This is a genomic window from Nocardia sp. NPDC051981 (assembly GCF_040680715.1).
Taxonomy (GTDB): Bacteria; Actinomycetota; Actinomycetes; order Mycobacteriales; family Mycobacteriaceae; genus Nocardia.
The window spans coordinates 13,859-33,669 of sequence record NZ_JBFAXK010000032.1; the positions used below are offsets into that span (position 1 = coordinate 13,859).

The following is a 19,811-nucleotide window of genomic DNA, read 5'->3' on the forward strand; positions in this document are numbered from 1 at the left end:
GCGTGCGACCGTCCTGGTTTCCACGTTTGTTGTATCGGGTTTGCCACTGTCGGTGTTCACGGCGTCCCTCCCAGGTGTGCGTCGAGAATGCGTGCGATGGCCGCGAGCGCGTGCGGTGCGGTGAGTTCGTCGTGGCTGACGTCGATGTCGTGGTTGCTGATGGTCCCGGTGATCCAGGGTCGCCAGCCGGCGGGTCCGAAGATGTCGGAGGTGTGCACGGTGGCGCTGAAATACAGTGCGTCGCCGTGGAATACGGGCCGCTGGTAGCCGGTACGGGTGGCGGCGGAGGCGTTGTAGGAGGCGGCCATGCGTTCCAGGGTCTGTGCGTCGACCAGGCTGACGCCGCCCATGCGGTCGCGAATCATGGCCGCGGCCTGTTCGGCGCTGGTGTCGGCGGGGATGTCGGTGATCCCGAAGACCGAGCCGAAGGCCGCGACGAAGGAGCCGGCGGTGAGCTTGTCGATGCTGTCACCGTCGATATCGGTGCTGTCCGCGTCGAGCAGGGCCAGGGTGCCGACCTCGTCTCCGGTTGCCGCCAGCTGGGCGGCGATTGCGTGGGCGATCAGGCCGCCGAAGGACCATCCGAGCAGATGATAGGGGCCGCGGGGTTGCAGTCGGCGGATTTCGGCCACGTAGCGCGCGGCGAAGTCGGCGATGCTGCGGGCGTGCGGTTCGCCGGACAGGTCGGGGGCCTGCAGGCCGTAGATGGGACGGCCGGGGTTCAACGTGTCGGCCAGGCCGAGGTAGGTCCAGGCGATGCCGGAGGACGGATGGATGCAGAACAGGGCGGGCTCGTCGCCGCCGGGCCGGATGGGCAGCACCACGTCCAGGCCGAGTCCCGGCGGCGAATCCGCCCGGATGGCAGCGAGTTCGGCCGCGGCCTGCTGGTCGCGCTGATACTGGCGTTCGGCCTCGGCGGCGAGTTCGGCGGCCGGTGAGGTGCCGAAATAGGCTGCGGCGGCGAGCGCGTCGGTCCACAGGTGGGCCAGCATGGTGATCTCGTGGCGGGGCAGCAGGGTTTCGGGGAAGGTGAAGGCGGCCTGCAGGCGTTCCCCGGCCACGACGGCATTGATCTCGATCTCGGCGGTGACGGGCACGTCGGCGTGTTCGGTGGCGTGCAGGTCGCCGAACTCGTCGGTGGGCAGCCAGCCGAGATCTTCGAGCCCGGCCGGAATGTCGGCGGTGGCGTAGCGGCCGAGGTAGTTGAAGCCGATGCGGCCGGGCACCCGGCCGGGTAGTTCGGCGGCGGTCTCGGGGTTGAGGTAGCGCAGCATGCCGTAGCCGATGCCCTTGTCCGGCACGGACATCAGCTGGTGCTTGACCGCCCGGATGGCCGTGCCCATGGCCGGTCCGCCGGCGAAGGCGTCGCGAATCGGGATGTCGGACAGGTCGAGTCGCACCGGGTACACGGTGGTGAACCAGCCGATGGTGCGGGACAGATCGGCTCCCGGAACGACTTCCTGCTGTCGCCCGTGCCCTTCGAGCCGGATCAGCACCGCCGCGCCGGGTTCCATGCGCCAGCGCATGACGGCCAGCGTGAGCGCGGCCAGCAGGGTGTCCTCGACGGTGCCGTCGAACAGTGCGGGCAGGGCGGTGAGCAGGGCGGTGGTGACGTCCGCGTCGAGCTCGACCTCGACGGTGCGGACGGCCGGCACCCGGTCGACGGCGGGATCGAGCGCGCGCGGCCCGATCGGCGGGTCGGGGGTGGCGGCCACCTCACGCCAGTAATCCAGTTCAGCCGTGCGGGTTTCGCGTTGCGCGGCTTCCTCGAGCGCGTGCGTCCAGCGGCGCAGGGAGGTGCCGGTCTCCGGCAGGATCGGTGGCGTGTCGCCGCTGATCTGCGCCCAAGCGGCGATCAGGTCCGGAATGAGGATGCGCCAGGACACACCGTCGATGACGAGGTGGTGGGCCACCAGGATGAGGCGGCCGCGGCGGTCGGCGGGGCTGTCCGGAGCCGGGTCCAGCCACACCAGCTGCAGGACGGTCCCGGTGGCCGGGTCGAGGCGGCCGAGTGCGGAATCCAGTTCGGTGACGGCGTATTCGCGCAGGTCGACCGCGTCTGCGGTGTCGAATTCGATGCGATGCAGGAGCGCGTCGACATCGACCGAGCCGGGTTCGCGGATGCTCATCCGCCAGTCGCCCGCGTAGGCGAGCTGGGCGCGCAATGCGTCGTGGTGGTCCACGACGGCGGTGACGGTGGCGACGAGCTGGTCGCGCTCGATGCCCTGCGGCAGTTCCAGCACCGCGGTCTGCGCGAATCTGCGGTGGTCGCCGCCGCGTTCGAGCATCCAGCGCACGATGGGGGTGAGCGGCAGCTCGCCGACTCCGCCGCCGGGCAGCTCTTCGAGGACGACGGTCTCGCCCGCGGCCGCCGCGAGCGCGGCCAGCGCCGCGACGGTGCGATGCTCGAAGATCTGCAAGGGCGTGAGTTCGATGCCGCGCAGCCGGGCGCGGGAGACCAGCTGGATGGCGAGAATGCTGTCGCCGCCGAGGGCGAAGAACGAGTCGTGCACGCCGACCCGGTCGCGGCCGAGCAGTTCGGCGACGAGCTCGGCGAGCACGGTTTCCAGCTCGGTGCTCGGTGCCCGGTATTCGGTCGCGGCCTCGAATACCGGCGCCGGCAGCGCCCTGCGGTCGAGCTTGCCGACGGCATTGAGCGGGATGGCGTCGAGCACCACGAACGCGGTCGGCACCATATAACCGGGCAGCCGGTCGGCGGCGTGGGCGCGCACGGCGGCCAGGTCGACCTCGCGCCCCGGCTCCGGCAGCAGATACGCCGCGAGCGCGGTGGCGCCGCCGGGTCCGGGAACGCCCAGGGTGACGGCGAATTCGACGCCCTCGGCGGCGGACAGTGCCGCATCGATCTCGCCGAGTTCGATGCGCTGGCCGCGCACCTTGACCTGGAAGTCGGTGCGGCCCAGGTATTCCAGGCGCGGTTCGTCGAGGTAGCCGATCCAGCGCACCAGATCGCCGGTGCGGTAGAGCCGTTCACCGGGCCGCCCGTACGGGTCGGCGACGAAGCGGGCCGCGGTGAGACCCGGGCGCGCGTGATAACCGCGCGCCAGGGCCGGTCCGGCCAGGTACAGCTCCCCGGCAACACCCATTGGCACGGGGCGCAGGCGATCGTCGAGAACGAGGGTGCCCGCACCGCGGATCGGAGTGCCGATGGTGACCGGCTGTCCGGCGGTCAGGGGTTCGGAAGCCGTTGCCCAGATGGTGAATTCGGTGGGCCCGTAGAGGTTGACCAGCGTGCGCCCGCTCGACCACCGGGCCACCAGGTCCGGGCCGATGGCCTCGCCCGCCACGGCCAGCACCCGCACGCTGGACACCGCCTGCGGGTCCAGGGTCGCCAGCGCCGAGGGCGTGATCACCAGGTGCGTGACACCCTGCGCCGCAATGAGATCCGACAGCGCCTCGCCGCCGAACAGCTCGGGCGGGGCGGCCACGGCGGTGCCGCCGGACCCGAAGGCCATGAGCGCCTCGAAGGCCGAGGCGTCGAAGCTCGGTGAGGCGACCTGGAGTACGCGGCAGTGCTCACCCAGGCCCAGCAGTTCCCGCTGAGCCCGCACGAGGTCGGCGATGCCGCGATGCGAGACGGAGACGCCCTTGGGTGTGCCGGTGGACCCGGAGGTGTAGATGAGCCATGCGGGCTGATCGGGGTATGTGGTCATGGCGCGGATCCGGCTCTGCCCCACTGCGATCCGCACGCTGGACGCGGCGGGATCGTCGAGTACCAGCCAGCCGACGGTGTCGGGCAGCAGCGGCCGATGCGCGCTGGTGGTGAGCCCGAGCACCGCCCGCGAGTCGGCCAGCATGTGATCGATGCGGTCCAGGGGGTGACGCGGGTCGATGGGCAGGAAGGCGGCTCCGGCCTTGGCGCAGGCCCAGATCGCGGTGATCAGCTCGACGCCGCGCGAGAGGGCCAGCGCCACAATCGTTTCCGATGCCGCTCCGGCGGCCGAGAGCTGCATGGCCAGCCGCTGGGAGGCGGTGTCCAGGTCGCGATAGGACACCGCGCGCCCGTCGGCGATGATGGCCGGGCACAGGCGGTGGGCGGTGGCGGCGGCCCGGAAAACCTGGGCGAGCGTGGTGGTCCGTTGGCGCCGCGGGCCGCGCAGCGGCACCAGCGCGGTCCGTTCGGCGGCGTCGAGCAGGTCGATATCCGACAGTCGGACCCCGGGGTCGGCGGTGACGGCGGTGAGGATCCGCTGCCACCGGGTCACCAGCCGCGCGGCGGTGGCCTCGTCGAACAGGTCGGTGGCGAAGGTGAGCGTGCCGTCGAGTCCGGCTGCCTCGGTGCCGGGCAGCGGGGCGCGCAGATCGAAGGTCAGGTCGAACTGCGAGGCGTCCCGCTCGATGGGCTCGACCGTCACCTTCAGCCCGGGGAATTCGACCGTCGGCGGCTGGAAGTTCTGCAGCGACAACGACACCTGGAACAGCGGATGCTGGGCCGTCGACCGCGGCGGGTCCAGGACCTGCACGAGCCGCTCGAACGGCACCTCCGCGTGCGCGAAGGCGTCCAGATCGGTGGCCCGCACCTGCGCCAGGAACTCCCGGAACCCGGTGGCGGGATCCACGGGTGTGCGCAGGGCGAGCGTGTTCACGAACATGCCGACCAGGTCGTCGAGGGCCGCCTCCCCGCGCCCGGCCACCGCGGTCCCGATCAGAATGTCGGGCGTGCCGGACAGCCGCGACAGCAGCACCGCCAGCGTCGCGTGCAGCACCATGAACAGGCTGGTGTCGGTGGCGGCCGCCAATTCGGTGAGCGCAGCGTGCAATCCGGCGTCGAGCCGGAACTCCAGATCCGTGCTCCGCAGGCTCTGCACCGCCGGCCGCGGCCGGTCGGTCGGCAGCTCCAGCACGTCGGGCGTCGCCGCCAGCCGTTCTTTCCAGTACCGAATCTGCTGTGCGGCACGCGATTCCGGATCGGCCTCGTCGCCCAGCAGTTCCCGCTGCCAGATCGAATAGTCGGCGTACTGAACCCGCAGCGGCGGCCGCTCGGCCTCCGCGCCGCCACTGCGCGCGAGATACGCCGTCACCAGGTCGGTGGCCAGCGGTGCCATGGAGGCCCCGTCCGCACTGATGTGGTGCACCACCAGCACCACCACGTGCACCTCGGCCGGGCCGGTCAGCCGGAGCACCCGGACCCGCAGCGGGGCTTCGCGGGTGAGATCGAAACCCGCCCCGGTGCTTTCGGCAATGGCCGCGCGCAGCTCCGGGCCGTCGTCCGTCTCGGCGAAGCTGATCTGCGGCGCGGCGGCTTCGGCGCTGAGCACCACTTGCCGGGGGCCGTCGGCGTCGGCGGGGTAGATGGTGCGCAGCGATTCGTGCCGGGCGACCACGTCGGCGACCGCCGCGCGCAGGGCCGCCGTATCCAGCTCGCCGAAGCGCGGGGAGGCGGAGCGCAGGCGCAGGGCCGCGGTGATGTTGTAGGCGGCGGAGCCCGGGTCCAGGCGGTTGAGGACCCACATCCGTTGTTGTGCCGGGGACAACGGGATTCGGTCCGGGCGGATGCGCGGGGCCAGTGCCGGCAGCCCGGGAGTCTCGGTGCCCGGGACGATGCGGGACGACAGTTGCGCGACGGTGGGCGCGTCGAAGAGGTCGCGCAGGGCGATGGTCGCGCCGAGGGCGGCGTTCACGCGGGCCACCACGCGGGTGGCGGTGAGCGAGTTGCCGCCGAGGTCGAAGAAGGAGCGGTCGATGCTGACGCACTCGGCGTCGAGGACGTCGGCGAAGACCTGGGCGACGGCTGTTTCGACGGCGGTGCGCGGGGCCAGGTAGCGCTGGTCGAGGGTCGCGAAATCCGGTGCGGGCAGCGCATTCCGGTCGAGCTTGCCGACCGGTGTCAGCGGCACGTCGTCGAGTGCGATGAGGTAGCTCGGCACCATGTAGCCCGGCAGCGCGGCGGCGACGCGGGTGCGCAGCAGTTCGGTGTCGAGGGTGTGCCCGGCCGCGGCGACCACGTAGGAGACCAGCACCGTCTGCCCGCTCGGGCCGGGACAGCCCAGGGTGGCGGCGTAGTCGACCTGCTCGTCGGCGGCCAGCACCGCGTCGATCTCGCCGAGTTCGATGCGCAGGCCGCGGATCTTGACCTGGAAGTCGCTGCGGCCCAGGTACTCCAGCTCCAGCCGTGCGCCGTCGGGCGTCTTGACCTCCACCCAGCGCACCATGTCGCCGGTGCGGTACATGCGCGCGCCGGGCGCGGTATACGGGTTGGCGACGAAACGGGCGGCGGTGAGCCCGAATCGGTTGAAGTAGCCGCGGGCCAGCGCGGGACCGGCCAGATACAGCTCCCCGGTCACCCCGACGGGCACCGGCCGCAGCCAGCCGTCGAGCACCAGGGCGGCCGCGCCGCGAATGGGCGCGCCGATGGTGATGGGTTCGCCCGCCAGCAGCTCACCCGGCCCGGTGGCCCACACGCTGAATTCGGTGGGGCCGTACAGGTTCACCAGCCGCCGCCCGGCGGACCAGGCGGCCACCAGTTCGGGTCCGGCCGCCTCACCGGCCACCGAGAGGCAGCCGAGTTCGTCGAGTCCCGCCGGATTCATGGTGGCCAGTACCGACGGCGTGATGACCGCGTGTGTCACGCCTTCGGTGCGCAGCAGTTCCTCGAGTGCGCTGCCGCCGTACACATCCGGCGGCGAGATGACCAGCCGCCCGCCCGCGCCGTGTGCCATGAGCAGTTCGTGCACCGAGGCGTCGAAGCTGGGCGAGGCCACCTGCAGGGTGCTGGAGGTTTCGTCGAGGTCCAGCAGACTCTGTTGCGAGGCAACGAGATTGGCGAGTCCGCGATGGCTCAGCAGCACCGCCTTGGGCTTGCCGGTCGAGCCGGAGGTGTAGATGAGGTAGGCGGTCTGGGCCAGGTTGATGGGCCCGCCGCGTTCGGCGTCGGTGATGTGCGCGTCGGACACCGTCATGACCCGGCGGATGGTGTTGAGGTCGTCGAGCAGCAGCCAGTCGATACTGCCGGGCAGGGTCTCGCCGACCGCGCACACCGTCACCCCGATGGGCGCGCGGGAGTCGCTCAGGATGTGCTCGATGCGCTCGACCGGATAGCTGGGGTCCAGCGGCAGGAACGCCGCCCCGGTCTTGGCCAGCGCCCAGACGGCCACCACGGATTCCACCGACCGGGTCAGGGCCAGCACCACGAAGCTCTCGCGGCCGACCCCGCGCCGCAACAGGACTCGCGCGAAGCGGTTGGACCAGGCGTCGAGGTCGCGGTAGGTCATGCTGAGGGCGCCGGAACTGAGGGCGATGCCGTCCGGATGGACACGCGCGCCCGCGGCCAGGATGTCGGGCAGGGTGTGCAGGGGGGTGGGCGTGCCGCCGCGGACGGGCAGCAGCCGGGTGCGTTCGATCGGATCGCAGTGCTGCAGTTGCGCGGTGCGGCGCTCGGGATGGTCGGCGATCTGGTCGAGCAGCAGTACGAACCGGTCGAGCAGCCGGCGCGCGGCGGTCTCGGGCAGTTCGTCGGCCATGAATTTGACGGTGATGGTGAGGCTTTCGCTGCCGTCGGCGGCGCGCTGCGGGATCACCATGAGGTTCAGCGGGTAGGGGGTGGCGTCGGTGCCGGACACGTCGAGTATCCGCATGCCCGCGATATCCAGTGCGCGCGAGAGGGTTTCGCGGTCGATGGGATAGGATTCGAAGACGGTGAGGGTGTCGAACAGCTCGGGCAGCCCGACCGCCCGGTGGATGGCGGCCAGCCCGACATGCTGGTGGTCCAGCAGCCGCGCCTGCTCGGCCTGCACCCGGGCCAGCAGATCGCCCACGCGCTCACCGGGATCCAGCCGCACTCGCACCGGCAGGGTGTTGATGAACAACCCCACCATCTCCTCGACCCCGGCCAGCTGCGGCGGCCGCCCGGAGACCGTGCCGCCGAACACCACGTCGGTGCGGCCGGTGAGCATGGTCAGCAGCAGCGCCCACGCGGCCTGCACGGCGGTGTTCACCGTGGCCCCGGCGGTGCGCACGGTGTCGGTGAGCCGTTCCAGTCGCGCCGCGGTGAATTCGGCCGAGACCATGCCGGATTCGGTCGAGGCGATGCCCGCGAGGGTGGGCACCGCGCGCGTCGGTGCGTCGACCCCGGCCAGCGCCTCGGTCCAGGCCGCCAGGGACGCGGCGTCGTCCTGCTGATCGAGCCAGGCCAGGAATTCGCGATACGAGTGCGCCGGCGCCTGCGCGATCTCGTGCCCGGTGACCGCGGCCAGGTATCCGGCCAGCAGCTCGCGCACCACCAGCGGCGTGGACCAGCCGTCCAGGGCCAGATGGTGATTGGTCATGAGCAGCGTGTACGCCTCGGGTTCGGTGCGTATCAGGCTGAAGCGCAGCAGCGGCGGCCGCGCGAGGTCGAAGCGGGTGCCCGCGTCCACGGCGATCAGCCGGGCCAGTTCCCGCTGCCGTTCGGCCGGTTCCTCGATGGTGGTGAGATCGATGTCCTGCCAGGGGATCTCGGCCTCGCTTAGCACCAGCTGACAGGGGCCGTCGGCGGTCTCGACATAGGCCACCCGCAGCACCTCGTGCCGGGCCGTCAGCGCCGCCGCGGCCGTGCGCAGCCGCCCGGCATCGACCCGGCCGGCCAGCGACAGCCGGGTCTGGACGGTGTACCCGTCGGCGGTGTCGGTGTCGTAGCGGGCGTGGAACAGCAGGCCGTACTGCAGTGGCGACAGCGGCCAGACGGCGGTGAGGTCCGCGTACTCCCGCTCCCAGGCGTCGATCTGCGCCTGATCCACCGTGACCAGCGGGAAGTCCGAGGGCGTGTGCCCGCCGGCTCCGGCGTGCCGGGCATGGGTCACCAGCGCGGTGACCGCCCGCCCCCACAGCCGCGCGAACTCCCGCACCTGCCCGGGCGTGAGCAGCCGTGAGGCATAGGCCCAGGTCACCTCGAGGCCGGCGGCGGTGTGGAAGGCATTGATGTCGACGACCGCCGCCAGCGGTGCGCGATCGTCCTGGGTGGCGGCGAATCTGACCGGCACCCACGGGATTTCCGCGCCGCCCGGATGCTCCACGCCCGCGCCCGTGCGGCCGAGATAGTTGAAACTGATCTGCGGCGTGGGCGAATCGTCGAGTCGGTTGGGTCCCGTACCGAGGTAGCGCAGCATGCCGAAGCCCACGCCCTTGTCGGGAATCGCCCGCAGCTGCTCCTTCACCGCCTTCAGCGCCGCGCCCGCCGCGGGCCCGCCCCGGAAGGCGTCGTCGAGGTCGAGGTCGCCGAGGTCGAGCGCCACCGGGAACACGCTGGTGAACCAGCCGATGGTGCGTGAGATGTCCGCACCCGGCAGCACCGATTCCTCGCGCCCGTGCCCCTCCACGGTGAGCAGCGTCCGGCGGGTGCGCCGCCAGCGGCTCGCCGCCAGCGCCAGCGCGGTGAGCAGGGCGTCGTCGAGTCCGCAGTGGAAGCGCGCCGGAATGAGTTCCTGTGCGGCCGTGGCGGTATCGCTGTCGATGACGGTCCGCAGCTGCCCCATGGTGGCCACGGTGTCGAGCTCGGGATCCAGGGCCCGGGTGCCCAGCCGCGGGTCCGGTGTGGTGAGGATCCGCCGCCATTGCGGGATCTCGGCCGCGCGCGCGGCGGTCTGCTCGACCTGCCCGTGGGCCCAGCGCCGGAACGAGGTCCCCACCGGCGCGAGCGGTCCGCCCGCCCAGGCGGTGGCCAGATCCGGCAGCAGGATGCGCCAGGACACGCCGTCGGTGACCAGGTGGTGCAGCACCACCCACAGCAGTGGCGGGGCGGCCTCACGGTCGATGAGCACGAAGCGGGCCACGATCCCGGCGGCGGGATCCAGCAGGTCGGCCGCGCGCTGCAGTTCGTCCTCGCCGTCGGTGCCGGGTGCGGCGGTCACGGTTTCGATGAGGGCCCCGGCCTCGATCGTGCCGGGCGCGCCGACCCGCCACTCCCACGGGCCGCTGCCGTTCGCGGGCCGGTGGGTGAGGGTGCTGCGCAGCAGGTCGTGCCGGTCGAGCAGGGCCTGCACCGCGACCGTGAGCCGGGATCGGCCGACTTCGCCGGAGGCGAAAATGTGTTCAGCGCCGGAGGCGAAAATGTGTTCAGCGCCGGAGGCGAAAATGCCTTCAGCGCCGGAGGCGAAAATGCCTTCAGCGCCGGAGGCGAATTTGTCTTCAGCGCCGGAGGCGGAAATGTCTTCAGCCCGGGGGAGTGGAATCAGCACGGCCTGAGCGAACCTGGGCCAGGTCTCGCCCTGCTCGAGCATGGCGTGCACGATCGGGGTGAGCGGCACCGTGCCCACCGCGCCGCCGGGCAGTTCCTGGACCACCGGGGCGGTCACCTCGGTGGCGACGACGGCCAGCGCCGCGACGGTCTTGTGCTCGAACACATCCCGGGCCCGCAGCCCGAGTCCGGCCGCCTTGGCGCGCGCCACCAGCTGGATGGCCACGATGCTGTCGCCGCCGAGGGCGAAGAAATTGTCGTCCGCCGCAACCGATTCCACCCCGAGCACCGCGGCGAAGACCTCCGCGAGCGCACGTTCCCGCTCGGTGGCGGGTGCGCGACCGGCGCGGGGGCCGGATCCGAAATCGGGTCTGGGCAGTGCGCGGCGATCCACCTTGCCCGCCGGGGTGAGCGGCAGCGAGTGCAGCACCATCACGACCGACGGCACCATGTGCGCCGGAAGCGACTGGGCCACCGTGGCTTTCACCTCCTCCGGCGCGACCACCGAATCGGCCGCCAGCACGTAGGACACCAGCGCCGTCGCACCGCCGGGCGTGGTCGCGCCCACCGTGACCGCCATCTCGACCCCCGGATACCGCGCCACCGCGGCGTCCACCTCGCCGAGTTCGATACGGAAGCCGCGCACCTTCACCTGGGTGTCGCCGCGGCCCAGGTACTCCAGTTCCCAGCGGCCGCCGCGCCGGCGCCACCGCACCAGGTCGCCGGTGCGGTACATGCGCGCGCCCGCGGCGAACGGGCTGGCCACGAAACGTTCGGCACTCAGGCCGATGCGCTGGTGGTAGCCGCGGGCCAGACCCGGCCCGCACAAATACAGTTCACCCGTCACGCCCGGCGGCACCGGACGCAGCCACGGATCGAGGACGACCGCCCCCATGCCCCGCGAAGGCGCGCCGATCGTAATGGGATCGCCGGGGGCGAGCGGGGCGCTCAGGGTGGCGGTGACGGTGGCCTCGGTCGGGCCGTAGCCATTGATGACACACCGCCCGGCCCAGCGAACCGGCAGCTCGGGCGGGCAGGAGTCGCCGCCCACCACCACGGTGCGCAGCCGCGGCAGCGTGTCCGGTTCCAGCGAACCCGCCACGGCCGGTGTCACATTCAGGTGGGTGACCTCCAGGTGCCGCAGCACCCGCGCCAGCTCTTCGCCCGCGTAGGCGGCCGGCGGTACCACCGCCACCGTCGCGCCGACCGCGAGAGCGACCAGCAGCTCCTCCACGGAGATGTCGAAACTCGGCGAAACGGCGTGCGCCACCACGGCATCCGATCCGACGCCGAACGCGGACCCGGAACCGGTGACCAGATTCGTCAGGCCACGATGGGTGACCGCGACGCCCTTGGGCAGCCCGGTCGAGCCGGAGGTGTAGATGAGGTAGGCGACCTGGTCCAGATGCAGGGGCGCACGCCGGTCGGCGTCGGTGATCGGACCGGAATCGCTTGCGGCGAAGAGCTTCTCGGTGGCAGGGTCGTCCAGCACCAGCCACTCGACCCGATCCGGCAGGGCCGCCCGGGAACCCGCCACCGTCACGCCCGCGACCACGCCGCTGTCGGTGAGCATGTGCTCGATGCGGTCGACCGGATAGCCGGGGTCGACGGGCACGAACGCCGCGCCGGTCTGGGCGACCGCGCACATGGCCAGCACCGACTCCGCGGAGCGCGGGATCGAGATCGCCACCGTGCGTTCGGGTCCGGCCCCCGCCGCGATCAGCACCCGGGCCAGCCGATCGGTGTACTCGGTGAGTTCACGGTAGGTGAGCGCGGTCCCGTCCACCCGCAGGGCGATGGCCGACGGGTCCCGGCCCGCCCCCGCCGCGAGGATCTCGGGCAGCGTGCGCGGACCGGTGCCGTCGCGGCCCTGTGCGGGGACCAGTTCGGCGCGTTCGGTGTCGGAGAGCGTGGTCACCGCCGCCAGCGGTTGTTCGGCGCCACCGGCCAGGAAGCGGTGCAGGAACTCCAGGAAGCGCGCGTGCAGCACCGCGAGTTCGGGCTCGTCGTAGCGGTTCGGATTGGCCTGGAAGTCGATGTGCGTGCGTTCCGCGCCGCCGCCCGGATAGACGTTCACGAACAGGTCGTCGATGAGGCCCGAGGTCAGCACGTGCAGCTGCCCGGTGACCCCGCCCAGGCGGATCCGGGTGTCGGCGAGCATGAGATTGACCGTCGGGCCGAAGCCCGCCACCTCGTCCATGGCCCAGCCGAGGTCGCGGATGATGTCCTCCTGCCGGTACCGCTGGCGGCGCAGCGCGGCGGTGAGCTCACCCTGGGTGGCGCGGACGAGATCGCCGACCGTGGCGGTGGGGGAGGGACGCAGCCGCAGCGGCACCACATTGGCGACCATGCCGCCGGAGCGGCGCAGCACGGCGGTGGTGCGGCCGGACACCGGCAGGCTCAGCACGATCTCGCCCGCCCCGGTCATGGCGCCGACATAGGCGGCGAAGGCGGCCACCACGACCGGCGCCGGACTGGTGGACAGGGCGGTGGTGAGCGAATCCAGCAGGGCCGCCGTGGATTCCGGCAGCGTGCCGCTGAGCAGGCGGGGGTGGGCGTCGACCGCGCCGGTGCGCTTGCCCAGCTGCGCCGGTTCGGGCAGGCCCGCCAGATGCGCGCGCCAGTACTCCCGGTCGGCCTGGAGCTTGTCCGAATCCCGGTATGCCGCATCGGCTTCCACGATGCGCTGCAACGGTTCGGCCCGGCCGGGCGGAATCTCGTGCCCGACGGCGGCCTCGTTGTAGATCTCGGAGGTGCGCTGCAGCATGGTGAGCGCGCCGACGCCGTCGATCAGGATGTGGTGGAACCGCGAGTACCAGTACCAGTGGTCCGGGCCCAGGCGCAGCATGGCGATCAGGCACAGCCGGTCGCGGGTCAGGTCCAGGGGCGCGGTGTATTCGGCATGCATCCACGCCCGCGCGGCGGCCACCGGATCGGGCGCGCCGCTCAGGTCGACGGTGTCGATCGTGTCGTCGAGCGTGGTGTCCACGAGCTGCCAGGGCAGCTCGTCGATTTCTGTCAGGCGCAGGTATCCGGTGCCGAACTCGCGCCCGGCGCGGCGGGTCGCGTCGGCGAGCAATTGCACGTCGACGGGGCCGGTGAGTTCCACGTACTGGGCGATCGAGACGGGCGTGTCACCCGCCAGCTGCTGGGCGAACCAGATGCCGCGCTGGGCCGCCGAGAGAGCGAAGGCCGCGGACGAATCAGGGGTGGATGTGGACAGGGTGCTGAAAACCATTCTGAAACATCCTGCGGGCGACAATGATTCGGTACGGTCAGGCTGCGGCCTCCCGTGCCGGCGGCAGTTCCGCCGCGGTGAGCGGGGCATCCGAACCGGTGAGGTACTGCACCAGCGTCGAGCGTTCGTCGAGCACCAGCCAGCGGCTCGGATCGGTGATCCGCTCCCGGCCGTCCTTGGTGGTGACGCCGAAATCGGCACGAGCCACCGTGGTTTCGGTGGTGAGCGGCACCGGAATCGCGCCGATCTTGGTGATGGCCAGACGGGACACCGCGGCCTCCAGCTGCGGGGTCTCCGCGATCGCGATGCGGGCCCCCGGGTGGGCTCCGAGCCGCAGCAGCATGCGCGCGAGGCGGTTGCTCCAGCGATCCAGTTCGGCGTAGCTCAGTTCGCAGTCGGCGGCGGTCATCGCGATGGCGGCGGGCGATTCGACCGGCTTGCACATCGAACATCATCCTCTCGGAGGGGCGCTTGCGGTGGCGTTCGGTATGTATCTACTGTCGCCGCCGCGTGCCGTGGCCGATAGCGACCACAGTGCTGCCGAAACCCGCTCCGAGGGTGCGGGTGAACCCACCCTGGGGTGGGTGGAAGATCAGCCGCCCAGACCCTCCATGGTCTGGGAGATCATGGTGATGGAGTCGCGCGGGCTCAGCGCCATGGCCCGGAGCTGGTCGAACATCACGCCGTAGCGGCGCACCTCCGGATGGCCCTCGATGAGCTCGTCGCTGGCGATGCCCTCCACATAGACCAGCTCCGGGTCCGCGGGGTCCGGGAAGTCCAGCAGCGTGAAGGAGCCCAGCATGCCCGGGTGCGCGCCGGCGTCGAAGGGCAGGATCTGCAGGATCACATTGCGCTTCTCGGTGTGCTCCAGCAGCAGGGTGAACTGCTGGAACATCACCTCCGGGCCGCCCACCAGCCGGCGGATGACGGCCTCGTCCAGCACCACCCACAGCTCCAGCGGATCGTCCTTGGTGAGCACCTTGGCCCGCTCCTGGCGCGCCCGGATCCGTTGCTCGATAACCTGATCCGAGATCTTGGGCATGGTGGTCTGGTAGACCGCGTTCGCGTACGCCTCGGTCTGTAGCAGGCCGGGGATATAGGTGGACTGGAAGAACCGAGCCGAGAGCGCCTCGGCTTCGAAGTTGATGTAGGCGCCGTAGACCTCCGACACCGCATCCTCGAAAGACCGTGCCATGCCTGGGCGGAGCGCATCCACCAGCAACTGCAAGGCATCTGAACGTTGCGGCTCGCCGATGCCGTAGAGGTCCAGCATGGCCGTCAGGGTGCGGCGCTGGGGCCTGGCCTGAGCGGTTTCGATGCGGTAGAGGGTGGTCACGTTGATGCCGGTCTTGGCGCTGACCACTTCTTTGCTGAGCTGCGCGTTCTCGCGCATCTCGTGCAGCATCGCGGCGAGCCGCCGCAAACGGACGGTGAGCACGGTGCGCTTGCCTGCCATGACAGCCCTTTCCCTTGTCGCACTTGCTAGAACGCAGTATTGCGTTCTTGCATTTGTAAGAGCATGATCCAGCTAGCCTATTCGTGAACAACCGATCCGATGACCGGTATAGCTGAATCCGGAGACCAATCATGTTGGTGCGATTAGTGATGCTGTCGGGTGCGTATAGGGAGTCTCGATGACCATGTCGATAGCCGGCGTCCTGCCGACCGCTCCGCAATTGCTCTGTGCCTTCCAGGGGAGGCGATTTCAAGATCGAGTGTTGCTACGGTCGGCGCACGCTCTCGCCGAACTGCACGAACGTCGCGGCCAGGTACGGGATCCCATGATGGTCAGCGAGATCGATTGTCGCCGCAGTGAACTCGTTGACGATATCAATGATTGGGTGGAACAGGAACTGCCGCAACACCGCAACGGCGCCACGCTGCACACCGAGAGCCTGGGCGCGGTCGTCGACCGCATGGCCCGGAGCTGGGTGGAGGCCAACCAGGTGATCGATCACGAGGGCGCGGCCAGTGACAACACCCATAAACACTGGTACCACCTGGCCGAACTGGTGGACGGCTACACTGATCTCGTAATCGACGTGGCCGGTGGCCGCCGCCGTTTACCAGAACAATGATTCCAAATGCATTGACACAATTGATGTATTGCCACCGAATCGTTGATCGTCAGCGGTGACGTCAGCCGAGTCGTGTTATCGGACCAATAGGTCGCTCGAACCGTAGGACGTCGCCCGCCCGAGACGGCGGGCGCAACGGGGCGCCCCGCCCGGCGTGCCGCGTGGTCGACTGGCGCGGCACGCCCGCCTGGATAAATCGCGGAGCGCCCCAAAACCATCCGCGCGGTTTTTGTTCACGCCATGTTTCATTCACATGGCGGCGGATTCACAACAATGCGGCTGTAATACGGCGTTTCACAATTCGAGGGAGGGAGTTCGTCATGAACACGGGCGAGGGCACGGCCACCGAGCTCTACCGGCGGGCCCAGGATGGCACATTCCGCCTGGAGGTGGGGGCGGCGCGTAACTGCGCCGCACACTTCCTGCGGTTCGCAGACGCACTGGACCCGCAAATCGAGCGCAGCCACGATACTCATACCCTCAGCGGCTTCGGGGATTTCGACTCCGCCCACCAACTCCGGCGCGGTTTCGAACACAAGGGCCGCCAGCTCACCGAGGCCCTGACCGCCCTGCGGCACTCTGCCCTCGACATGGCCGCCGCCTACCTGCTGGCAGCCGGCCTGATCGAGGCCACCGACGCCACCTATTCGCGCACCCTGCTGGCCACCACCGCCGGCCTCTGAGACTTCGGGTCTTGTTGATCCCTCACCCGGAGAAGGTTGGGCCGGTATCCGTCGAACGGGTACCGGCCCAATTCTTGTCGTCCGGACCCGGCGCCGTCGGTGGACCGCCAACCCGTTCCGCCGCAGCCGATCTCATCCGTTCCCGGAGAGCGCCACCGTCGTCCCCACCCCGATGATCATCGCGCCGCCGGTGGCCCCCACCGCCTCCAGTCGCCGCGGTGACCGGACGAACCACTCGCGCGCCGACGCCGCCCCGAGCGCCCACACCACATCCGAAAGCACCTGCAGCACCGGGAAGATCGCCCCCAGCACCAGGAACTGCACCGGCAGCCACCCGTTGGCGGGCACCGCGAACTGCGGCAGCACCGCCGCGAAGAACACCACGGTCTTCGGGTTCGTCGCCCCCACGACGAACCCCTGCCGCATCACCCGCCGCTGCGCCCCCTCCGGCACTCCCGCCCGCAAACTCTCCCCGAGCTTCCGCCGCCCCCGAATAGCCATGCCCCCCAACCAGATCAAATACGCCGCCCCCGCGATCTTCACCACCAGAAACAGCATCGCCCAGGCCATCAACAACGCCCCCAACCCCACCGCCGCCCCCACCAAGCACACGACAGTCCCCGCCCCTGTCCCCACCACCGACAACACCGCCGCCCGCCGCCCCAACACCAACGCCCGCCCCACCGCGAACATCACATTGGGCCCAGGAATCACAATCAGGATCACCGCCGCCACCCCGAATGCCACCACATGCGACACAGGCACCATCACCCCAGAGTATCGGCACCCAGCGGCTGTGAGTGCCGAAAACCGTTGGCCCGCTGATGATCTATCCGTCGAGCGCCTTTGGTAGCCACCACGCTCGATCCGCCCGGTAGCCCGCCGCTCTCCACTCCGAGGTACGCACGTGCACACAGATAGAACTGGTCCCGCCGGTGTCCCGCTGCAAGGCCTTACGGACATCCCGCGGTGGCGTCGCCGATTCAGGTCGTATTTCACCTGATCAGCAGCCGATTATTAGACATCCGAGGTAGTGTGGATGTTATGAGCGCTGCCTATGACGTGGTCCCATTCAGCGATTTGCTACACAAGCCGGCGGTGACCGCCGGCCGGTTGGATCGGGTGCGCGCGCTGCGGTTGCGGCGGCGCGACGCCGGTGATCTGGCACTGATGCGGGTGGAGCAGTTGGATGCCGAGGGAGCGGTCGTCGATTTCACGTCCCGGCTGCTGGCCGGGCTGGTCCGGCGTCTGGGTGCGGACGCGGTCCGGGAGGTACTGCCCGACGCATTGCCGTGGGTGACATTCCTGCCGGATTCGGACGTCGATCAGTTTGTGACCGAGCTGGTATCGGTGGCGCAGGGTGCCGCGTCGCTGGAGAACCTGGCCCCGCTCGCCACCCTGCTGACTCAATGGCGGCACACCGCGGAAATCCATGCGGACCCCGCCCTGCTGGCGCTCCTGACTCGCGAGCCCGAAGGCGATCTGGGTGCGGTCGAACCGCCGGATCTCCCCGGGGGTGACGAGTGAGTCCCAAACGAGGTGATCGCGTCGCCCCGCCTGCCATCGACCCGGAATCTGAAATCCGTTTCGCCACAACCGAAGCCGTTGCCGGATGGGAGGACCTTGCTCGACAGGCCGGGGCCAACCTGCGCCGCGCCTTCGAAACGATTCGCGACGACCCACGCTCCACCGCGAATCCGGACCGGCACCACCGTCTCAAAGGTGCACTGGGATCAACGCTGTGGAAGGGGGCCACCCTGGAGCGCTGGCAGTACGAAGTGACCGGCGGTGGCCGTATCTGGTACCTGATCGACGACGACAAGCGAACCGTTTGGATCATGCACGCCGGCACGGGTCATCCCAAGCTCACCGATTGAGATGGGTTGGGTCAGCGGTCTTTCCAGTAGTTGTCGGGGCCTACCAGGTTGAGGATCGTGCGGGCGGAGGCCTCGAGGTTGGGTTCGAGGGAGGCGTCGACTGTAAGGTTGATGTAGAGGGAGTAGGACTCGTAGAGGTAGCGGTATTCCTGGCTGCCCCAGCTGGAGTAGGTGGCCTTGAAGAGGGTGTCGGTGTTGGCCTGGCAGACGCTGGAGCCGACGCCCTGGGTGGGGCACCAGACGTCCCAGATCTGGTCCTGGCCCTTGAGGCCGTTGTAGAGGGTTTCGGCCTCGGTGTTGGAGGGGAAGGCGAAGACCTCGATGGAGGTCAGGATCTTCTCGGAGGAGTCGAGGTAGACGCCGGTCATCATCTGCTGGCACTTGTTGTTCTGCAGCGCCGTCTTCACGTTCTGCGACATGTTGCTGGAGACGCAGTCCTTGGGGCCGAAGGAGTGGCGGGTGAACGCCACGCCCTTGCTGTCGGTGAAGCTCTGCGGCAGTAGGGCGTCCGCGGTGAACGGGGTCTTGTCGGTGGACTGCTTGTTGAGGGTGTTCTTGTCGAAGCCCGCGGTGGTGCTGGTCGGCGGGGCCGTCGTGGTCACGGCGGCTGTCGTGGAGGTCCCGGCGGCAGAATTCTTGGTGGAGTCCTTGCCGGTGAGCACCACCGCGCCCACCGCGATGGCGATGACCAGTACCACCAGCAGGACGCCGAGGATCACCTTGAGTGCCGTGTTCGCCGTATTGGACTGCGGTGCAGTCGAATACGCCACCGGCTGCTGCGGCGTGGACCACCCGCTCGGCGGGCTCGGCGTGGTCGGCGAGCCGAATGCCACCGTCGGCACGGCGGGCGCACTGGCCGGCTGCCCGGCGTGCCGATCCAGCACCGCCAGCGCCTCGGGCACATAGTTCGCACCGTCGGGCGTCAGGTACACCGCCCGCAGCGTGTCACTCCACTCCGTCGCGGAGGGCCGGGCGTCCGGCCCGAATCCGCCATTGCCGAAGGCCCGGTCGAACAGTGCCCGCACCCGCGGATCGAGATCTGCGGGCACCCCGGACGGCTGCCACGGCGCACCGGGCGCCCCCGCCCCGGCATCCGGCAGCAACGTCCGATACACCAGCACCGCCAGGTCGTACCGATCCTTGAACCGGTCGTGGACCGGATCGAGCGTCGCCGGCCCGGCCGTGTCGATGACGTACGCCAGCGGCGCGGCCGGCTGCCACAGCACGTTCTTGGCGGACAGGTCCCCGTGCACGAATTGCCGCTCTTCGAGCACCCGCGCGATGTCGCTCAGCCGGATCGTCAGTCCGGCCCGGAAATATGACGCCACCTGCCCGGGCGCGGCCCACAACTGATCCAGCGTGCGCGGCCGCCCGTCCGGCTGCAGGAAGTCCATGGGAATCAACGGCAGCACGGTCCCGGCCGGCATTCCCTCGTGCATTACCAGATCGATCGGCCAGTTCACCGCCTCGGCGGCGTCCCCGGTGGATCCGCCCGCGGCCTCGGCGGCGAGGACGGTCTGCCGCCCGAAGAGCATGGCCTGCCGGGCCGATTCGATGGCGTCGAGACCGGTGACCGGAGTCCGGTACAGCTTGTAGAGCCGCTGCTGCCCGCGCGGATCCCGGCACAGGTACTGCACTGACCGGCTGCCCCCGGTATAGAACGGTTCGTTGTCCACGTCATAGGACTCACCGGACAACCCTGCTACGACCACCATCGAACTACCCCCGCCCGAGCAGTAACTCCGACAACGCGAACGAACCCGATAA

Annotated in this window: 9 protein-coding genes; 4 read left to right on the plus strand and 5 right to left on the minus strand. The window is 70.0% G+C overall.

The genetic code is table 11. From position 1 onward, the window contains the following. Positions 1-56: 56 nt before the first annotated feature. From AB0L60_RS36440 to AB0L60_RS36450, 3 genes are all read right to left on the minus strand, one after another. The gene (locus AB0L60_RS36440) at positions 57-13,406 is read right to left on the minus strand and encodes an amino acid adenylation domain-containing protein (protein WP_364623922.1); all 13,350 of its coding nucleotides are present in this window, start codon (positions 13,404-13,406) and stop codon (positions 57-59) included. Between the two features lie 37 nt (positions 13,407-13,443). Beyond that, complete coding sequence (locus AB0L60_RS36445) at positions 13,444-13,851, minus strand: AMP-binding protein (protein WP_364623924.1); 408 nt, start codon at positions 13,849-13,851, stop codon at positions 13,444-13,446. A gap of 147 nt (positions 13,852-13,998) precedes the next feature. Then, on the minus strand, positions 13,999-14,862 hold the full coding sequence (locus AB0L60_RS36450; RefSeq protein ID WP_364623926.1) for a helix-turn-helix transcriptional regulator: 864 nt from the start codon (positions 14,860-14,862) through the stop codon (positions 13,999-14,001). A 262-nt stretch (positions 14,863-15,124) separates the two neighbouring features. Here AB0L60_RS36450 and AB0L60_RS36455 point away from each other — a divergent pair, with 262 nt between their 5' ends. Both AB0L60_RS36455 and AB0L60_RS36460 read left to right on the plus strand, forming a co-directional pair. Further along, on the plus strand, positions 15,125-15,484 hold the full coding sequence (locus AB0L60_RS36455; RefSeq protein ID WP_040859778.1) for a DUF4254 domain-containing protein: 360 nt from the start codon (positions 15,125-15,127) through the stop codon (positions 15,482-15,484). Positions 15,485-15,804: 320 nt separating this feature from the next. Further along, positions 15,805-16,167: a hypothetical protein gene (locus AB0L60_RS36460; protein WP_364623928.1), complete on the plus strand. Its 363-nt coding sequence runs from the start codon at positions 15,805-15,807 to the stop codon at positions 16,165-16,167. Positions 16,168-16,299: 132 nt separating this feature from the next. Here AB0L60_RS36460 and AB0L60_RS36465 read toward each other — a convergent pair whose 3' ends face one another. Beyond that, positions 16,300-16,935 carry a LysE family translocator gene (locus tag AB0L60_RS36465; RefSeq protein WP_364623930.1) on the minus strand — a complete coding sequence of 212 codons (636 nt, stop codon included), beginning with the start codon at positions 16,933-16,935 and terminating at the stop codon, positions 16,300-16,302. A 276-nt stretch (positions 16,936-17,211) separates the two neighbouring features. Here AB0L60_RS36465 and AB0L60_RS36470 point away from each other — a divergent pair, with 276 nt between their 5' ends. Further along, positions 17,212-17,694 (plus strand): hypothetical protein, encoded by a 483-nt coding sequence (locus tag AB0L60_RS36470; protein WP_364623932.1) that lies wholly within the window; start codon positions 17,212-17,214, stop codon positions 17,692-17,694. Then, positions 17,691-18,044 (plus strand): hypothetical protein, encoded by a 354-nt coding sequence (locus AB0L60_RS36475; RefSeq protein ID WP_364623934.1) that lies wholly within the window; start codon positions 17,691-17,693, stop codon positions 18,042-18,044. The genes AB0L60_RS36470 and AB0L60_RS36475 overlap by 4 nt, the downstream gene beginning before the upstream one ends. Positions 18,045-18,055: 11 nt before the next feature. Here the strand turns inward: AB0L60_RS36475 and AB0L60_RS36480 are convergent, their stop codons facing one another. Then, positions 18,056-19,759, minus strand: coding sequence for a hypothetical protein (locus tag AB0L60_RS36480; RefSeq protein WP_364623936.1), 1,704 nt, complete (start codon positions 19,757-19,759; stop codon positions 18,056-18,058). Positions 19,760-19,811: the final 52 nt, after the last annotated feature.

What these genes read in the sequence shown, in the direction of transcription:
- AB0L60_RS36440 (WP_364623922.1), bottom strand. Translation starts at nt 13,406, where the DNA reads ATGGTTTTCAGCACCCTGTCCACATCCACCCCTGATTCGTCCGCGGCC.
- AB0L60_RS36445 (WP_364623924.1), bottom strand. Translation starts at nt 13,851, where the DNA reads ATGTGCAAGCCGGTCGAATCGCCCGCCGCCATCGCGATGACCGCCGCC.
- AB0L60_RS36450 (WP_364623926.1), bottom strand. Translation starts at nt 14,862, where the DNA reads ATGGCAGGCAAGCGCACCGTGCTCACCGTCCGTTTGCGGCGGCTCGCC.
- AB0L60_RS36460 (WP_364623928.1), top strand. Translation starts at nt 15,805, where the DNA reads ATGAACACGGGCGAGGGCACGGCCACCGAGCTCTACCGGCGGGCCCAG.
- AB0L60_RS36465 (WP_364623930.1), bottom strand. Translation starts at nt 16,935, where the DNA reads ATGGTGCCTGTGTCGCATGTGGTGGCATTCGGGGTGGCGGCGGTGATC.
- AB0L60_RS36470 (WP_364623932.1), top strand. Translation starts at nt 17,212, where the DNA reads ATGAGCGCTGCCTATGACGTGGTCCCATTCAGCGATTTGCTACACAAG.
- AB0L60_RS36480 (WP_364623936.1), bottom strand. Translation starts at nt 19,759, where the DNA reads ATGGTGGTCGTAGCAGGGTTGTCCGGTGAGTCCTATGACGTGGACAAC.